Raw genomic sequence first — 16,077 nt, forward strand, 5'->3', positions numbered from 1 at the left:
CGATCAAAGAGTGAGGAGTGCAAAAATTCCGTGAGAGAATGCCGCGAAGGTGATGATGGTGATTTCCAGGGGGCTGGAAATCACCTGATGACAACACCTCATCGCGGCCCTGATGGCCGGTAAAGAAACGGCGACAGGGCGAGGGCGGGATGACATGAGGGCAATCTGGTTTTTCGGGTTCCGATATACATTTGCGGCATGCGTATCGCTTGGCGCGGCGGCGCCGTGCATGGCTGCATCGTCGTTAGGTTTCGAGGCCCAGGCCAGCGGCGTGTTCCTGAATGCCAACGGCGACGTCCTGACGGCAAGACATGCTGTGGCCGGATGCGCCTCCCTGTATGTGGTCAAGGACGCCAGAGTGGTAACGGCAAGCTTGCGGGCGGTCAGCGACGAGACGGATGTGGCGGTACTGGCGACGGCCCTGAAGCCCGTTCTCAGCGCCGTGTTCTCCCGTACGGAATTGCCGTCGGACCGCAGCGTGGCGGTTTTTGCCGAAGCGTATTCCCGGCTGTTGCGGATGCCGGATCGGGCGCGCGTGCTGAGCAATGCGATGACGGTGGTGGTGACGTCTCCCAATGAAGGCCGTGATTTGCAATTGCTGTCGGGCGTCAAACCGGGGGCAAGCGGCAGTCCGGTGCTCGGCGTCGGCGGTTTGCTGCTGGGGATAGTGGTCGAGCGCGTGGCCGGCGCGCCGGGGACGGCCGAGACGGTGCTGCTTCAGTCCGGCAATCCGGCCAAGGCGGCCGGTGCGACGTCAGTCAGGGCGGTGTCATCCAGCGTCATCAAGCGTTTTCTGCGCGCCCACGGCATCGATTTTTCCGAGAGCGATGCTGCGCAGATCAGCATGCAGCAATCGCCGGCGGCAAGGGCGTTTACGTTGGAGGTCGGTGTCATTTGCGGGTAATGTGGGCCGTCTATGCTTGAGGCCTGACGTATTTCATTTGACAAGGACCATCATGCAAGAGCATCTGCAATCTGAGCAATCGCGCTGGAGCAAGACGATGCACTGGCTCAAGCGCATCGGCGCCGGCGTCGGCATCGCCACCATGCTGGTGCCATCCATCGCGCAATCCCAACAATCCCAGCAATCGCAACAGCCGCCGCAACATTGGATCAGCTATGCGCAACTGGCGAGCAATCAGTTCGCCGCCTGGCTGAGCGATCCCGCCGATGACACTGTGGTGCGCTTGCATGCCTGGATGCAGGAACGCTTGCTCAAGGAAGGGCAGCCTTTACCGCCGCCGCTGGTGACGCGTGTGTGGGTCGCGCCTTCAGGCAAGGTCGAGCGCCTGGAATTCGCCTCGCTCGGAAATGCCCAGGCAGACAACGATTTGCGCGCGCTGCTGACGGCGCAGCCGCTGTCGGAACCGCCGCCACCCGATATGCGCCAGCCGATGGTGTTGCAACTGACGCTGGATTTTCCGCAGAAGTAGCCATTGAGTCATTCAGAGATCGTCGTATGCCGTTTTTTCGTCCGCTTCCAATCAGCATGCGCCTGAGGCTGTCCGCATTGTCGGCAACGTTTCTGCTGGCGCTCATTTCCACGAGCAATGCGCAGACGACCGCGGCGGATTCATCCGCCGCACCGCCCAAAGCCTCCGGAACGCTCTTGCTCAAGCCGGCTCCCGACTTCACGCGCCTGGTCAAAACATACGGCGGCGCAGTGGTCAACATCGGCGTTGCGCGCGAAGCAGGCCTGCGCCGCCAGGGCGGGGTGCTGCTGCAGGACAAGGTCGACGAAAGTACGTTGGGGTCCGGCTTCATTGTCGGTGCTGACGGTTACATCCTGACCAATGCCCACGTTGTCGCACGCGGAACGGACATCAGCGTCAAGCTCAGCGACCGGCGCGAATTCAAGGCGCGCCTGCTCGGCCTCGATCCGATCGCAGATGTGGCGCTGCTGAAAATCGATGCATCCGGATTACCGGTGATCAAAATCGGCGACCCTGCGCGCATAGAAGTCGGCGAGTGGGTATTGGCCATCGGCGCTCCCTTCGGTTTCAGCAATTCCGTGACGGCCGGCATTGTCAGCGCCAAAGGGCGCACTTTGCCGGGCGCCGACTATATGCCTTTCCTGCAGACCGATGTGCCGATCAATCCGGGCAATTCCGGGGGGCCGCTATTCAACATGCGCGGGGAGGTGATTGGCATCAACTCGCGCATTTACAGCAATAGCGGCGGCTATCAGGGCTTGTCGTTTGCCATTCCCATCGACGTGGCGATGCGGATCAAAAATCAGTTGCAGGAAAAGGGATCCGTCACACGCGGACGCATCGGCGTCGCCGTGCAGGAAGTCAGTCAGGCGCTTGCCGAATCCTTCGGTTTGCCGAAACCGGTAGGTGCATTGGTCAGTTATGTCGAGCCGCACGGCGCTGCAGACCGATCGGGGTTGCAACCGGGCGATGTCATCCTTCGCGTCGACAAGCGCGAAGTGATTCAATCGGCCGATGCATTGATCTACATTGCAGACCGGATGCCGGGCCAGCGGGTTGCGGTACAGATATGGCGCAATCGCACGACGATGGATCTGGACATGTCGATCGACGCTTTCGAGGCGCGTACCCCGGTGCCGGCAAAATCGCAGGAGCCGGCAGCGCCCCTCGGCATGGTGGTGCGGCCGCTGCTGCCGCAGGAACGCTTGATCTTGCAGGTCGACAACGGCTTGCTGGTGGAGCGGGTCAACCTTGCCGCCTCTCGCAGCGGCGTCAAGGCAGGGGACGTCATCCTTGCATTGAACGGCCAGGCCATTACCGGCATAGAGTCGTTGCAGGAAAAACTTCTTTTTGCAAACGGCACGGCAGCGTTATTGATACAGCGTGGTTCGGCAAGGTTATTCGTAGCGATAGAGCTGCCGAAGCGCAGTGCCGAGGATGCTGCCGTCAATGGAGAAACTCCCTGAGATATCTCCGTTTGGTTTTTCAATCGTATGGCGGATAGTCCATTGCTGATTTCCTCGCAGATCTGACACTTTCCATTTTCCCCATCTTGCATTCTTGTCCGAAGGCTGCTGCGCGGGCATAGCGTTCCTCATAATCCAGAGAGCTTAGGGCGAGTCGGGAGCGTTTTATAACGTTCCCGTACTTTTATCTAAGGTCCATCACTAATGATCAACATCTCGATAGTTAGACTTTTCTTACGGGAACGGGGAAAAATAAATTAACACTTGGTAATTATTTACTTAACTATTTCTTAACATTTCATGGGGAGGAATTTTCCGTTTGACCGAAATGGAATGTTACGCATCCCGCTGGGTAATGGCTGTATACGGATATTCCGGTCCGTTATTGCATCGGATCTCCACCGGCTTGCCGTGCCGCTCGACGTTCTGCGTCAGGCTACGGTTGGCGGAATGTAATAGAGAAAAAGTTTAGATTTTGGTGAGATAAAAAATACTAAAAATAACAAATGTCTTATGATAAAGTTCCGCTACCAAATGAAAATGCAAGTAGGGAAGAATGTGCTTTCGGCATGGAAGCGCATAAAGGGAAATAAAAAGAAACATCCGCAGTAATCGCTGAATCATTTCAAAAAGAATAGTTTCATTGCGAAAGGTGTCTGGGGAACATGATCAACGCTGCCATAAGTCATCTGGCCATTCAGCTCAACCAGTTTCTCAAGCAGACCTATGCACTGACCGAAGACATCGTGCTGATGTCCGGCCTGGTAGATGCCGAAGGGCATGCAGCTCCCAACACAAACAACAAGCTGGTCGTGTTCCTGACCAACCTGGAAAAAGACACAGTGCCTTACCGGCAGCAGTCTTCAGGCGAAGCCGGCGCCCTCCGCACAGTGGTCAACAGTGCGCCGCTCTACCTCAATCTCTATGTGATGATTGCCGCCAATTTCAATGGCGCCAATTACTCCGAAGCCTTGAAGCTTATTTCCGGTGCGATTGCATATTTCCAGCGATTCCCGGTGTTCGACCATCAGGTCACGCCGGAACTGGACCCCCGCATCGAAAAGCTGGTGCTCGATATCGAGAACCTGAAAATACATGAATTAAGCAATATCTGGACGTTGTTGGGCGGCAAGTATCTGCCTTCGGTGCTGTACAAGGTACGGATGGTGGCGTTCGACGCCGACGACATCGTGGCCCGTGTACCCAACATACGTTTGCCTGCATCGGCCGCCAATCACTGAAGCCTGACCGAGAATTCGCCTGTCGCCACCGGAGTGCGTCATGTCTCTCTATTCGCCGTTGCTCAGCATTGATGTCGAGCATGACTTTCTGCAGCCGCAAGCGGCGGCGTTTATTTGCGTGCCGACACCCGAGACGGCTGACTGGATTCGTCGCCGCGATTTGCTGGTGCGTTCGCAGCGCAATGGCGTAGCGGTATTTTGCGAAGCTGCGCGGCGCAACGTATTGCTTGAAGACTGTACGCCAGGTGCAGCGTTACTGACGTTTAAGTGGTTTGCACAGGATCCTCTGTTTTCTCAATACACGCTGCCGCTGGCCCCAACGCCGGAAAGCCTGCTGTATTTGCGCAGCAGCGCCAGCGTGGCCGAAGACAGCGGCCGGCGCCGTCTGCACGCAGGCGACACGGTTGATGCCGGGATGATGCAGGCGATGACGGCGCCGCTGCTGGCGCGCCATCTTGATCGTCGCGATGTCTTGCGCAAACCGGTTCTGGTGGCGGAAATCGATCTTGCCGACCATGTCGCGAAGGAGGATGCCGCGGATGTGCATGGCGTGAACTATTACTTGCGATTTTCCGTCCGCAAGAGCATTTGGAAGTACTACCTCATCAGCGATGCCGACGCCGATACCGTCAATCTCGCCATCGTCGATCTTGATGAAACGGTGCGCTTCGTCAATGTGGAGCCTGAACAGTTGCCGGGAAACCGGCGCGCGCTGGTGTTCATGAGCGACGGCGAAATCGAGATGCAGAAAAAATATCCGCAGCGCTTCCAGCTGCGGGAACAAGGCGGGATGGGCGAGCGTGTGTTGATCCGGCGGCTGCCCAACGCCGATGTGAGCAAGGTAACCCAGGAAATGGTAAGTGGCAGGGCAGCGTTGGTTTCAGAGATTTATATCAATTGAACAATAACTGAGGGTGAAATTATGGCGCAATACAAAACACCGGGTGTTTATGTCGTCGAGAAAAACGCCTTTCCAAACTCTGTCGTCGAAGTCGCGACGGCAGTGCCTGCCTTTATCGGCTATACCGAGTTTTCCGACAACAAGGGAACCTCGCTGGCACAGAAAGCCTGGCGCATCACCTCCATGGCAGAGTTCAATGCCTACTACGGCGGTCCGCCGCAGAGCAAGTTCTCGATCAATCCGTTGCCGGCTGCCGATCCGAAGGCCCCGCCAGTGACCGGAGATTTCTCGATTACCGATAGCGCCACCAAGCAGCGCACGGAATACGAACTCAAGGCGGAAGGCACATCTTATATTTTGTATTACAGCATGCTGCTGTTCTTCATGAACGGCGGCGGCCCGTGCTACATCGTTTCGGTCGGCCACTACGGCGACGATCTCGACGCCGACAAGATTTCCGCCGGCATCGATACGCTGCTCAAGGAACAGGAGCCCACCATGGTGCTGGTTCCTGATGCGGTGCGCCTGTCGGCGCAGGATTGCACGACCGTGCAGACCAATGCGCTGATGCACTGCGGATTCAAGATGCGTAACCGCATTGCCTTGCTGGACGTGTATGACGGCTACAAGGATCGGCAGGACCCGGCCGGCGATTGCGTCGGTGCGTTCCGCGAGGCGGTCGGCACCAACTTCCTGGATTTCGGCACCGCTTACTATCCTTGGGTCAATACTTCGATCGTCAAAGAGAAGGACATCGATTTCACGGTGATCACCAATCTTGACGTACTGACCGATTTGCTGAAAAAAGAGCTGTCGCCGATCACCGATGCTGCAAATCCGACGCCGGCAGCCAAAGTCAAGATCGACCAGCTCAATGCAGCGTTGGCCGCCATTACTTCCGACTGGACCAAATCGCAGGATCCGGCGACCGACAAGCAGACGCTGAACAAGACCCTGCTGGCGGTCAGCAGCCTGTACCCGCAAATCATTCTGGCAATCCAGAAAAAGCTGAACCTGCTGCCGCCTGCTGCCGGCATGGCCGGTTTGTACACCATGGTGGACAACACGCGCGGCGTCTGGAAAGCGCCTGCCAACATCAGCATGAACGGCGTGGTGTCGCCAACAGTGGCGATCTCCAACGATGAGCAGGAAGACCTCAACGTGACCACCCAGGGCAAATCGATCAATGCGATCCGCTCGTTCATCGGCGAAGGCGTATTGGTCTGGGGCGCGCGGACGCTGGACGGCAACAGCCTCGACTGGCGTTATGTCAGCGTTCGCCGCACCATGATCATGATCGAAGAATCGCTCAAGCAAGCTTGCAAAGCATATGTCTTCGAACCCAACACGGCCAACACCTGGGTCACGATCAAGAGCATGGCCCGCAATTTCCTGACCAGCGTCTGGAAGCGCGGCGGCCTGGCCGGCGCCAGCCCCGACGATGCCTTCAGCGTATTCGTCGGCCTCGGCGAGACCATGACCGCCGACGATATTCTGGAAGGCTTGCTGAAAGTCTCGATACTGGTCGCCGTCAGCCGTCCGGCCGAGTTCATTGAAATCACGTTCCAGCAGCAAATGCAAAAATCCTGATGCCGACAGCATCGCCCGAACGGTTTTTTAACATTCAATCTTTAGACGAGGTTTGCAATGGCAGATGACGGATCGAAACAATCAACCACCGTGTGGCCGCTTCCGAAATTTTATTTCCAGGTGAAATGGGATTCGCAAGTCATGTCCTTTCAGGAAGTCAGCGGTCTCGACGTGCAATCGGAAGAAATCAAATACCGCCACGGCGACAGCCCGGAATTCTCGGTCATCAAGATGCCGGGCATGAAGAAGGTCGGCAATGTGACCATGAAGAAGGGCACCTTCAAAGGGGATAACAAGTTCTGGGACTGGTTCAACCAGATCAAGATGAACACCATCAAGCGCGTGCCCGTCACCATCAGTTTGCTGGACGAAGCCGGCAAGCCGACCATGGTCTGGACCCTGGCCAACGCATGGCCGACCAAGATCACCGGCACCGATCTCAAGGCCGAAGGCAATGAAGTCGCCATCGAAACCATTGAAATCGTGCACGAGGGTCTGACGATCGCCAATAGCTGACGATCGCCCGGTACGAACGCAGCATTTTCGTGGGTTAAGCGGATGTCTTCTTTGTTTTCGAATGTTTATCCGCCATCGGCGTTTTATTTCAAGGTGGTATTCGGCGCCACGCTGGGCTTGACCGACACGTCCTTTCAGGAGGTGTCGGGCATGTCCGCGGAAATCGAGACCGAGACCGTCGTCGAAGGCGGCGAGAATCGTTACGTCCATACCTTGCCCAAAGGCGTCAAGCATCCTTTCCTCGAACTCAAGCGCGGCATTGCACCGCTGACCTCGCCCCTGGTGGTCTGGTGCAAGTCGGTGTTTGAACTCGGCTTCATGGCGCCGGTGGTGGCTCAGCCTATCGTCGTGCAACTGCTGGACGAAAAGCAGTTGCCGCTGCGCGTATGGTCGTTCGCCAATGCCTATCCGGTGAAGTGGGAAGTGGAAAACTTCGGTTCCACCAAGAACGAAGTGGCAATCGAGAAGATTGTCTTGAGCTACACGTATTCAAACAGGCTGATATAAGAACCATGTCGATCGAAATAAGACAGTTGAGCATCAAGTCCAATGTGACGCAGCAAGCCGATGGCGGCAGCGGTTCCGGCACAACCGTCGGCCGGCCTCGTGCCGGAGGCTGCGGAGGGTGCGGCGATTCGGAAAACAGCGAGGAAGCCCGCAACGACATGCTGGCCGCATGCAGAGAGATGGTGCTGGACTTGCTGAGCCGTTCGCGGGAGCGGTAAATGGGCATCTCTACCGGCCTTAAGAAAAAACTGAGCATCGCCGCGTGCAAGGTCAGCGATGAGGCCATCACCGTCGATACCAGCCAGCCGATGTTTGAAGCCCTGATCAATCCGGCAGGGTATAAACGTCAGCTAAGCATCGCTTACAACAAGAAAAAGACGCTGGGCCAATATGGCGCCTTGCCCAAATTCAGCGCCATGTGCGAAGAGAACCTGACGCTGGAAAACCTGGTGCTCGACGGCACCGGTGTGGTCGAGCTGGTCGGCATGAAAAGCGTCAAGGAAATGATCAACACCTTGTTCGCCGTGACCAAGTACGATGGGCAGAAGCATGAGCCGAGCTATGTGCGCGTGTTGTGGGGCACGTTCATCTTTTTCGGGCGCATCGAAACGATTTCCATCGACTACACCATGTTCAAGCCCAGCGGCGAGCCGCTACGTGCCAAGCTCACCCTTGCTTTCGTCGGCTGGATGAGCAACAAGGAAAGCAGCCTGCGCGCCAACCAGAGTTCGCCCGACCTGAGCCACCTGGTGGAGGTGACGATGGGCGATACGCTGCCGCTGTTGTGCAGCCGCATCTATAACGATCCGTCGTATTACCGCGAAGTCGCCCGCATCAACAATCTCACCAACTTCCGCAATCTCGAGCCGGGTCTGGTACTCCGCTTCCCTCCGCTGGTCTGACACCATGGCCGACTCTCCCAAACTCAACACCAGCGAGGTGCTGAAGATCACCATTACCAGTGACGGCAGCCTCATCGCAGACACCATCAGGATTATTTCCGTGGAGGTGAACAAGGCCGTCAATCGCATTCCGACTGCGCGCATCAGCATCCTCGACGGCGACATGCCCAAGGACGATTTCCCGGTCAGCAACCTTGATGTCTTTGCTCCCGGCAAGGCTATCGTGATCAGCGCCGGCTACGGCAGCAAGGTCGCGGTGGTATTTCAGGGCGTTGTGGTCAGGCACGGCATCAAGATCAGCAACAACAACGAGGCCCGCCTGCAGATCGAATGCAAGCACAAGGCGGTGGCGCTGACCATCGGCAAGAAGAATGCCAATTACGTCGATCTCAAGGACAGTGACATCATCAGCAAGCTGATCTCGCCATGCGGCGCCAGCGCCGATGTCGCGGCGTCCGATACCCAGCATAAAGAGATTGTCCAGTACTACAGCAGCGATTGGGATTTCCTGGTTTCGCGCGCCGAGGCCAATGGCTTTCTTGTGATTCCCGACGACACCAGCGTGATCGTCAAGCCGCCGCAGACCAGCGCTGCGGCCGTGCTGAAAGTGACTTACGGTATCGACCTGATGGCATTCCAGGCCGATATCGATGCGCGCACCCAGTTGCAAAGCGTGGTGGGCGCCGCCTGGGACCCGGGCACCCAGGCCGTGGTGCAGCAGACGGCCAAGCCGGCAAGCTTGTATGAACAAGGCAACCTGAAGGCCGACGACCTGGCTAAAGTGGCGGGGCCGGCGACATACCGGCTGCAGACTGCGGCGCCGCTGGAGAGCGACGAGATCAAGGCGTGGACGGCGGCACGGCAAATGAAGGCGGCGCTGGCCAAGATCCGCGGCAAAATGAAATTCCAGGGCAATGCAAACGCCAAGCCCGGCACCATGATCGAACTGGTCGGCGTGGGCAAGCGTTTCAGCGGCAAGGTGTTCGTCAGTGCGGTCAATCATGAGATCAGCGACGGCAACTGGATCACCGAGGTGGAATTCGGCATGGCGCCGGAATGGTTCAGCGAGCAGCACGGCGGCGATGCCCTGGCTTCGGGCCTGTTGCCCGGCGCCGGAGGATTGCAGATCGGCGTGGTGCAAAAGCTCGACGCCGATCCCGAAGGGCAATACAAGATACAGGTGGCTATTTCAGTGCTCCAAACGGAAACGGCGGGAGTCTGGGCCCGGCTGGCCAGTTTTTACGGTTCGTCCGGGGTCGGGGCCTTTTTTATCCCGGAGATCGGCGATGAAGTGGTGATCGGCTATTTCAACAATGATCCATCGCATCCGGTGGTATTGGGCAGCCTGTATAGCAGCCAGCGCAAAATGCCGTATGAACTCACTGCCGACAACTACACCAAGGCGTTGTGGACCAAGGGCTTGCTCAAGGTAGTGTTCGACGACGAAAAAAAGGTCATCACCATCGTCACGCCGCAAAACAACACCATCGTCCTGAGCGACGACGCCAAATCGATCTGCCTGACCGACCAGAACAGCAACAAGATCGAAATGAACACCAGCGGCATCTTGCTCGACAGTCCCAAGGACATTGTCATTAACGCCAAGGGCAAGGTCAGCATTTCAGCGGTCGCCAATATCGAAAGCAGCGCACAAGCCGATATCAAAAGCGAAGCCCTCAACATCAACAACACCGCCAAGGTCGGTTTTGTCGCCAAGGGGTCGGCCACGGCGGAGCTTTCCGCCAGCGGGCAGACGACCGTCAAGGGCGCCATGGTGATGATCAATTGATGCAGGCGTTGTCCACCACGGATAGAATTTTCAGGAGTTTTTCATGCCGCTAGCAGCCAGAATTACCGACATGCACGTCTGCCCGATGCAAACGCCGGCATTTCCGGCGCCGATTCCGCACGTCGGCGGGCCGATCATCGGCCCCGGCGTGCCGACCGTCCTGATCGGGAAATTGCCGGCTTCGGTGGTGACCGACAATTGCGTTTGCGTCGGTCCCCCGGACTCCATCGTGATGGGATCGAGCACGGTCATGATCGGTGGCAAACCGGCCGCCAGGATGGGCGACAGCTGCGCGCACGGCGGCCAGATTGCGATCGGTTGCCCGACGGTCATGATCGGCGGATGAGGAGCCGGACGTGAACCTCAACAAATCCTTTCTCGGCACCGGCTGGAGCTTTCCCCCGCGCTTCGGCAACCGCGGCGAAGTGGCCATGGTCGAGGAAGAGCGCGACATCCACGAAAGTCTTTTCATCATCCTGTCCACCACGCCCGGCGAACGCATCATGCAGCCGACCTTCGGATGCGGCCTCAAGTCGTATGTGTTCAGCGAACTCAACGAAAGCGTGGTGACCGAGATGCGCGACGCCATCGAACGCGCGATCCTGTTTTTCGAGCCGAGGATCACGGTCGATGCCATTGCCATGGACGAGAGCGGCATCTCTGAAGGGCGACTGGATATCCTGATCGACTACACGGTGCGCGGGACCAATACCCGCAGCAACATGGTCTACCCCTTCTACTTTCTGGAGGGCAGCAATGTGCCCGACAAATAAGCCGGCGCCAGGGCGCTTCGGGCCGTCGATGGTGAGTCGATGAGAAACCTCATCATCAGGGATGGAACCAGCCAGACAATGCGCGCTTTGCCGGCATTGCAGGACGGCTATTTCAATCTCGATGAAATGTCGTTCCACGACTTGTTGACGATGGTGGCCGAATTCGCCTCCCTGGTGTGCTTCTACAATGCGGAAAACCAGCCGGACGGCGACTGGAAACCATTTTTTCACGCCGACGAAACGGTGGTGATGAGCCGGATCCTGGCGTTTAATCTGGCCGGCGCCGTGGCGCATTTCGACGACTGGTGGCGCGGTACGCCGGAACATACCGGCATCGGCGCAGACGGCCGCAATCATGCACAGGATATTCAAGCCTTGCCGGTGACATATCTGGCAACGACGATCGACGGCTGGTACGTGGCGATGCTGGAAGCGCAAAGCGAAAACGGCCTGGCCCTGCGCACGCTCATCGAGAGCGTCATCGTGCAACTGCGCTCCGACAAGTCCGGTTTTCTGGATTCGTTGCGGCAGGAGGGCGTCAGGTTGCCGCTTGCGCCCCTGTGGTGGGCAGACACCGATGCGGCCATCGTGCCGGACGGCGGGCGGCGCCCGCAGGCCTTGCTTACCAAAACGATGGTGCGCACCGACTTCCATGCCTATCTCAAGGCTATCGAGATGATCCGCAAGGAAGCGCGGGCGCGGCTGCCGGCGTCGCTGCTAAGCCAGCAACACGATCCGGCGATCGGCATGCTGATCGCCTTTGTCCGGCAATTCCAGAAACTCAAAGTCAAACTGAACCGCTTTACCCAAAACTACCTGGATTTTTATTACGACAAGATGCTCGGCAGCGTGCCGCAGCCGGTCGCGCCGGACCGCACCTGGGTCGTATTGACAAAAAGTCCGGCCGTGCGTGAAGTGCTGGTGCCGGCGCAGACCGGGTTTTTGGCGGGTCTGGATGAGGCCAGCCGCGACATCGTCTATGCCTCGGCCAACGATCTGGTGGTCAACGATGCGCGCGTGATTGCGCTGCAGACCGTGTATTTCGATCACAACCGCTATAGCGCCCCGGAAAACCGCCTCAGCGACGATCGGCCGGCGGCAGCCGCAACGAATGGAACAACCGCAACGGTCGCAACAACCGCAACAACCGCCGCCCGTACCTGGTCGACCGCCGCCTGGTTCAACTCGCCGATGATCGAAGGCGTCATGGCCGACCTGCAGCAAGCCTATCCGATCCTGGGCGCGCCCAAAAACAGCAGTGTGCAAAATACCTTCGCCGACGCCCGTATCGGTTTTGCGCTGGCGAGCAAGGTGTTACTGCTCAAGGAAGGGCTGCGCAAAATCAGCGTCACGATTGCATTCGACGATGACATGCTGGCGCAGCGCCTCGCGCGTCTGGTGCCTGTCATGTGCGAGGACGACGGCAGCGGCGACGCCGCGCTGGACGAGATCCGCCGGCAAGACGTCTTCCTGAAGGTGTTCCGGCGCATCTTCCAGGTCGCCGTCACCGGCGAACACGGCTGGCTGGAGATACCCGACTACTTGCCGGCCTACGACGACCGGGCGCTGACGCTGAGCTTTGAGCTGCCGCCTCAGGAACCGTCGGTGGTGGCCTACGATCCCGCATTGCATGGCGAGCAGTATGCCGTCGCAACGCCCATGATACGGTTCATCATCAATCCCGGCGCCTACCTGTACCCTTACGGCATGTTGCGCGACCTGACCATCAGCGGCGCGCATATCGACGTGCAGGTCAACGGTTGCCGCGACCTGGTGCTGCAAAACAATATCGGACAATTGAGCGCAGCAGCGCCATTCGCGCCATTCGGCCCCTTGCCGAAACTCGGCAGCTATCTGGTGGTCGGCAATACCGAAATGGCGGGCAAGCAGATTTCGGAATTCAGCGTGGAAGTCGAGTGGGCCGACCTGACCAGGCTCAACGGCGGCTTCGCCACTTATTACGACGGTTATGAAGTCGAGGTCGCCAACGACGACTTCCTGGCGACCGTAGGCGTGCTGGCCAAAGGAAGCTGGACGCCGGCCGCCGAACAGACGCGGCCGACGGTGCAATTGTTTCGCGCCGATGTGCAACCGGGGCAGGGCGAGCGCCTCAACAACCGCGTGACCTGGAACTGCAATCGGGTCGCCCATCTGTTCGAGCCGGACAGCGGGGTATCCATTAAAAAACCGCTGACCTACGGCCCTGGCGCAAAAAACGGCTTTTTCAAATTCACGCTGGCGTCGCCTGCATTCGGCTTCGGCCATGAGACATATCCGCATCTCCTGTCCGCGACGCTGGTGGCGAACGCCCGCACGAAACGGCTACGGCGCCAGCGTCCGGTGCCGCGTACTCCCTACACGCCGCAGATCAATTCGATCTCGATCAGCTATCGCGCCGACAGCGCCATTCATATCGACCGCAAGACAGTCGACGGTTCCGAGCACGACGACCAGTTCATCCATCTCTACCCGAGCGGTTGGGAAGCGCTCGGCGTAGCCAGCTATCCGGCTGCGGCCTTGCTGCCGCGCTTCGATTTTGCGGGGAATTTGTATATCGGCATCGCCGCGCAGGCGCTGAGCGGCCAGCTCACGCTGTTTTTCCAATTGCGGGAAGACTCGCTGCCTTTGCCGTCCGATGCACCGTTGCTGCGGCAGCCGGGCGGCATCGAAGCCGGATTGCACTGGTTTTACCTGTCCGGCAATGAATGGAAAACCTTGCCCAAAAACGCGCTGATCTCCGACGGCACGCAGAATTTCATGACGTCGGGCATCGTCACGCTGCTGCTGCCGGCCGATATCGGCGCGGACAACAGCGTGATGCCGGCCGGTTCGTACTGGCTGCGCGTCAGCGCCGATCACGACCTGGAAAAGTATTGCAGCCTGTATGCCGTTCATGCCCAGGCGGTAGAAGTGCGGCGCGGCGCCGATGTGTCGCCGCAGGTGCCGATGGTGTTGCCGGCAACAGCCATCACCCGCAGCCTTAAACCTTTGCCGGGCATCACAGGAATCGGGCAACCGGTTGCATCCACCGGCGGCCGTGCTGCGGAGACGCGCGCACAGTTGCGCACGCGCGTGAGCGAACGGCTGCGCCACAAGGATCGGGCCGTCTCGGCGGCGGACTACGAGGCCTTGATCCTGCAGTATTTTCCCGAGGTCTACAAAGTCAAATGTTTCGCCAATCTGGCAACCGACCGTGGCCCGGATAATTGCATCCGTCCCGGCCATGCGCTGGTGGTGCCGTTGCCGTATTGGCCGGCGGTGACGCATCAGGATCAGATGCCCATGCTCAACGGCAATCTGATGCAGGAGATCCGTCAATTCCTGCAAGAGCTTGCTTCGCCGTGGAGCAGTATTTCGGTGGAAAACCCGGTCTACGAAAAAATACAGGTGCGCTGCAAGGTCAAGTTTATCGGCGGCATGAGCAACGGCCACCATATCAATCAACTCAATCGGGAGATTTCGGATTTCCTTACTCCCTGGCAGGATGGGCGCGGCTATCGGACGCATTTCGGCTGGCGCATCCGGCAGCACGACCTTGAGGCCTTCATCGGCGACTTGCCTTATGTCGAGAGCCTCTCCGGATTTTCCATGTTGCGTATCGCTTCTTCCGATACGGTGACTTACTCATTGTTCGATACGGCTGCTGCGCCGGACGTCACCGACGACCATTGCGCCGACATCACGCCGCTGTGCCCATGGAGCATCGCCATTCCGGCGGTGCGGCATGCCATTGAGGCGATCGACGACAGCCTGCTGCACGATCCGGTGCGTACTGCGCTCAGTAATCTGGAAATCGGTTCAACCTTCATCATTCCAAAAAACGAAAATGACCAGCAAATCAATGGCGCGGCGTAATCGCGATACGCTAAGAAGCAAGTTCAAGGATGGTGAAATGCCATCGGCATCGGCTTTTTCGGAATTGATCGATTCCATGCTCAATATCGTCGATGAAGGCTTCGACAAGACGGCTGCGGACGGCTTGAAAGTGTCCCAGCTGAACCAGGGCAAGCTGTTGAGTTTTTACCAGAATATAGATATCAAGAGCCCGATCTGGTCGATCCAGCTCGATGGACCGGGGGGCGGCCTGACTTTCGGCAATGGCGCCAATGCCAACGTACTGACCTTGCGCCAGCTCAAAGTCGAGCGCGACGGCGAAGTGAGCGACGGCGATTTCGAACTGGAGATGGCGGGGCGCATCGTCGCCGACGGCCGGCGTGGCCGTGCCGGCCGCCTGAGCGTGCCGGCCGATGGCCGATGGCACGATATCACCGATACGCTCAAGGGCTGCAATGCCTTTGAAATCACCGCAGGCGTGGGCAAGCCTAACAGCGGCAAGTATGCCCTGATGCATGCCTTCGCGATCATGACGTTCAACGGCAAGAGCGAAATCGACTACCGGCAGGCGCATTTCGGCAGCAAATGCAATCGCCTGCAACTCCAATGGGTGCCCGACCCCGATGGCGCGCGCCATGCCTATATCCTGCAAATGCGGGTGGGATGCCCGTACGACAACAGCCGCAATGCCAAGGAAAAGACCTGGGTGTCGTACTACCTGACCAATCTGTGGTTCGATCCATTGATGGAAGACTGCGCCCGCGATCCGGAGCCGAAGGTGAAGTCATGAGCGGGATCGCGGCGCCTGAAACGATGCAAATCGTCCTGACGGCGGAGCAGGGCAATCTGGTGATCGCCGCGCTGGCGGAGTGCCCGTTCAAGCTGGTCTACGAATTGATCGGCAAGCTCAATCGCCAGGCCAACGATGCGGGTGGACGGGCCGCTGCAGGCAAGTACGCCTGCCTGCTGACGGCGGACGAACTGAAGCTGGTCCTCAATGCGCTGGGCAACCTGCCATACCATCAGGTGCATGCGCTGGTGCATGCCTTGCAATTGCAATTGAAGGTGGGGCCGGAGCGTGTTGCCGGGGGGGCCAAAAAGCGCCCGAAGGGAACCCGCTGACCG

16 protein-coding genes are annotated in these 16,077 nt (G+C 58.4%); all 16 read left to right on the plus strand.

Features of this window, described 5'->3' with window-relative positions:
* The first annotated feature begins 229 nt into the window (after positions 1 to 229).
* The 16 genes from AKL28_RS11370 to AKL28_RS11445 all read left to right on the plus strand — a co-directional run bounded on the left by AKL28_RS11370 (position 230) and on the right by AKL28_RS11445 (position 16,074).
* A complete protein-coding gene (locus AKL28_RS11370) occupies positions 230 to 904 on the plus strand; it encodes a trypsin-like peptidase domain-containing protein (protein ID WP_050468257.1) in 675 nt (224 codons plus the stop codon).
* A 52-nt stretch (positions 905 to 956) separates the two neighbouring features.
* On the plus strand, positions 957 to 1,433 hold the full coding sequence (locus tag AKL28_RS11375; protein WP_050468258.1) for a hypothetical protein: 477 nt from the start codon (positions 957 to 959) through the stop codon (positions 1,431 to 1,433).
* A 281-nt stretch (positions 1,434 to 1,714) separates the two neighbouring features.
* Positions 1,715 to 2,899 carry a Do family serine endopeptidase gene (locus tag AKL28_RS11380; RefSeq protein WP_231602399.1) on the plus strand — a complete coding sequence of 395 codons (1,185 nt, stop codon included), beginning with the start codon at positions 1,715 to 1,717 and terminating at the stop codon, positions 2,897 to 2,899.
* Positions 2,900 to 3,564: 665 nt separating this feature from the next.
* On the plus strand, positions 3,565 to 4,140 hold the full coding sequence (locus tag AKL28_RS11385; protein ID WP_050468259.1) for a Pvc16 family protein: 576 nt from the start codon (positions 3,565 to 3,567) through the stop codon (positions 4,138 to 4,140).
* Between the two features lie 40 nt (positions 4,141 to 4,180).
* Positions 4,181 to 5,041, plus strand: a complete 861-nt coding sequence (locus AKL28_RS11390) for a hypothetical protein (RefSeq protein ID WP_050468260.1) — start codon at positions 4,181 to 4,183, stop codon at positions 5,039 to 5,041.
* 21 nt (positions 5,042 to 5,062) lie between these two features.
* Positions 5,063 to 6,631: a phage tail sheath family protein gene (locus tag AKL28_RS11395; protein ID WP_050468261.1), complete on the plus strand. Its 1,569-nt coding sequence runs from the start codon at positions 5,063 to 5,065 to the stop codon at positions 6,629 to 6,631.
* A gap of 57 nt (positions 6,632 to 6,688) precedes the next feature.
* Positions 6,689 to 7,147, plus strand: coding sequence for a phage tail protein (locus AKL28_RS11400; RefSeq protein WP_050468262.1), 459 nt, complete (start codon positions 6,689 to 6,691; stop codon positions 7,145 to 7,147).
* Between the two features lie 42 nt (positions 7,148 to 7,189).
* Positions 7,190 to 7,654: a phage tail protein gene (locus tag AKL28_RS11405; RefSeq protein ID WP_050468263.1), complete on the plus strand. Its 465-nt coding sequence runs from the start codon at positions 7,190 to 7,192 to the stop codon at positions 7,652 to 7,654.
* A gap of 5 nt (positions 7,655 to 7,659) precedes the next feature.
* Complete coding sequence (locus AKL28_RS11410; protein WP_050468264.1) at positions 7,660 to 7,872, plus strand: DUF5908 family protein; 213 nt, start codon at positions 7,660 to 7,662, stop codon at positions 7,870 to 7,872.
* On the plus strand, positions 7,873 to 8,556 hold the full coding sequence (locus tag AKL28_RS11415) for a CIS tube protein (RefSeq protein WP_050468265.1): 684 nt from the start codon (positions 7,873 to 7,875) through the stop codon (positions 8,554 to 8,556).
* Between the two features lie 4 nt (positions 8,557 to 8,560).
* The gene (gene vgrG / locus AKL28_RS11420) at positions 8,561 to 10,345 is read left to right on the plus strand and encodes a type VI secretion system tip protein VgrG (protein WP_050468266.1); all 1,785 of its coding nucleotides are present in this window, start codon (positions 8,561 to 8,563) and stop codon (positions 10,343 to 10,345) included.
* A gap of 43 nt (positions 10,346 to 10,388) precedes the next feature.
* The gene (locus AKL28_RS11425; RefSeq protein WP_050468267.1) at positions 10,389 to 10,691 is read left to right on the plus strand and encodes a PAAR domain-containing protein; all 303 of its coding nucleotides are present in this window, start codon (positions 10,389 to 10,391) and stop codon (positions 10,689 to 10,691) included.
* 10 nt (positions 10,692 to 10,701) lie between these two features.
* Positions 10,702 to 11,118 carry a GPW/gp25 family protein gene (locus AKL28_RS11430; protein ID WP_050468268.1) on the plus strand — a complete coding sequence of 139 codons (417 nt, stop codon included), beginning with the start codon at positions 10,702 to 10,704 and terminating at the stop codon, positions 11,116 to 11,118.
* Positions 11,119 to 11,157: 39 nt separating this feature from the next.
* Positions 11,158 to 14,973 (plus strand): baseplate J/gp47 family protein, encoded by a 3,816-nt coding sequence (locus AKL28_RS11435; protein WP_082221454.1) that lies wholly within the window; start codon positions 11,158 to 11,160, stop codon positions 14,971 to 14,973.
* Positions 14,945 to 15,742, plus strand: coding sequence for a hypothetical protein (locus AKL28_RS11440; protein ID WP_156226303.1), 798 nt, complete (start codon positions 14,945 to 14,947; stop codon positions 15,740 to 15,742). The genes AKL28_RS11435 and AKL28_RS11440 overlap by 29 nt, the downstream gene beginning before the upstream one ends.
* On the plus strand, positions 15,739 to 16,074 hold the full coding sequence (locus AKL28_RS11445; RefSeq protein ID WP_050468271.1) for a hypothetical protein: 336 nt from the start codon (positions 15,739 to 15,741) through the stop codon (positions 16,072 to 16,074). Before AKL28_RS11440 ends, AKL28_RS11445 begins: the two co-directional genes overlap by 4 nt.
* The last annotated feature ends 3 nt before the right edge of the window (positions 16,075 to 16,077 follow it).

The organism is Herbaspirillum chlorophenolicum, assembly GCF_001189955.1.
Taxonomy (GTDB): Bacteria; Pseudomonadota; Gammaproteobacteria; order Burkholderiales; family Burkholderiaceae_D; genus Herbaspirillum; species Herbaspirillum chlorophenolicum.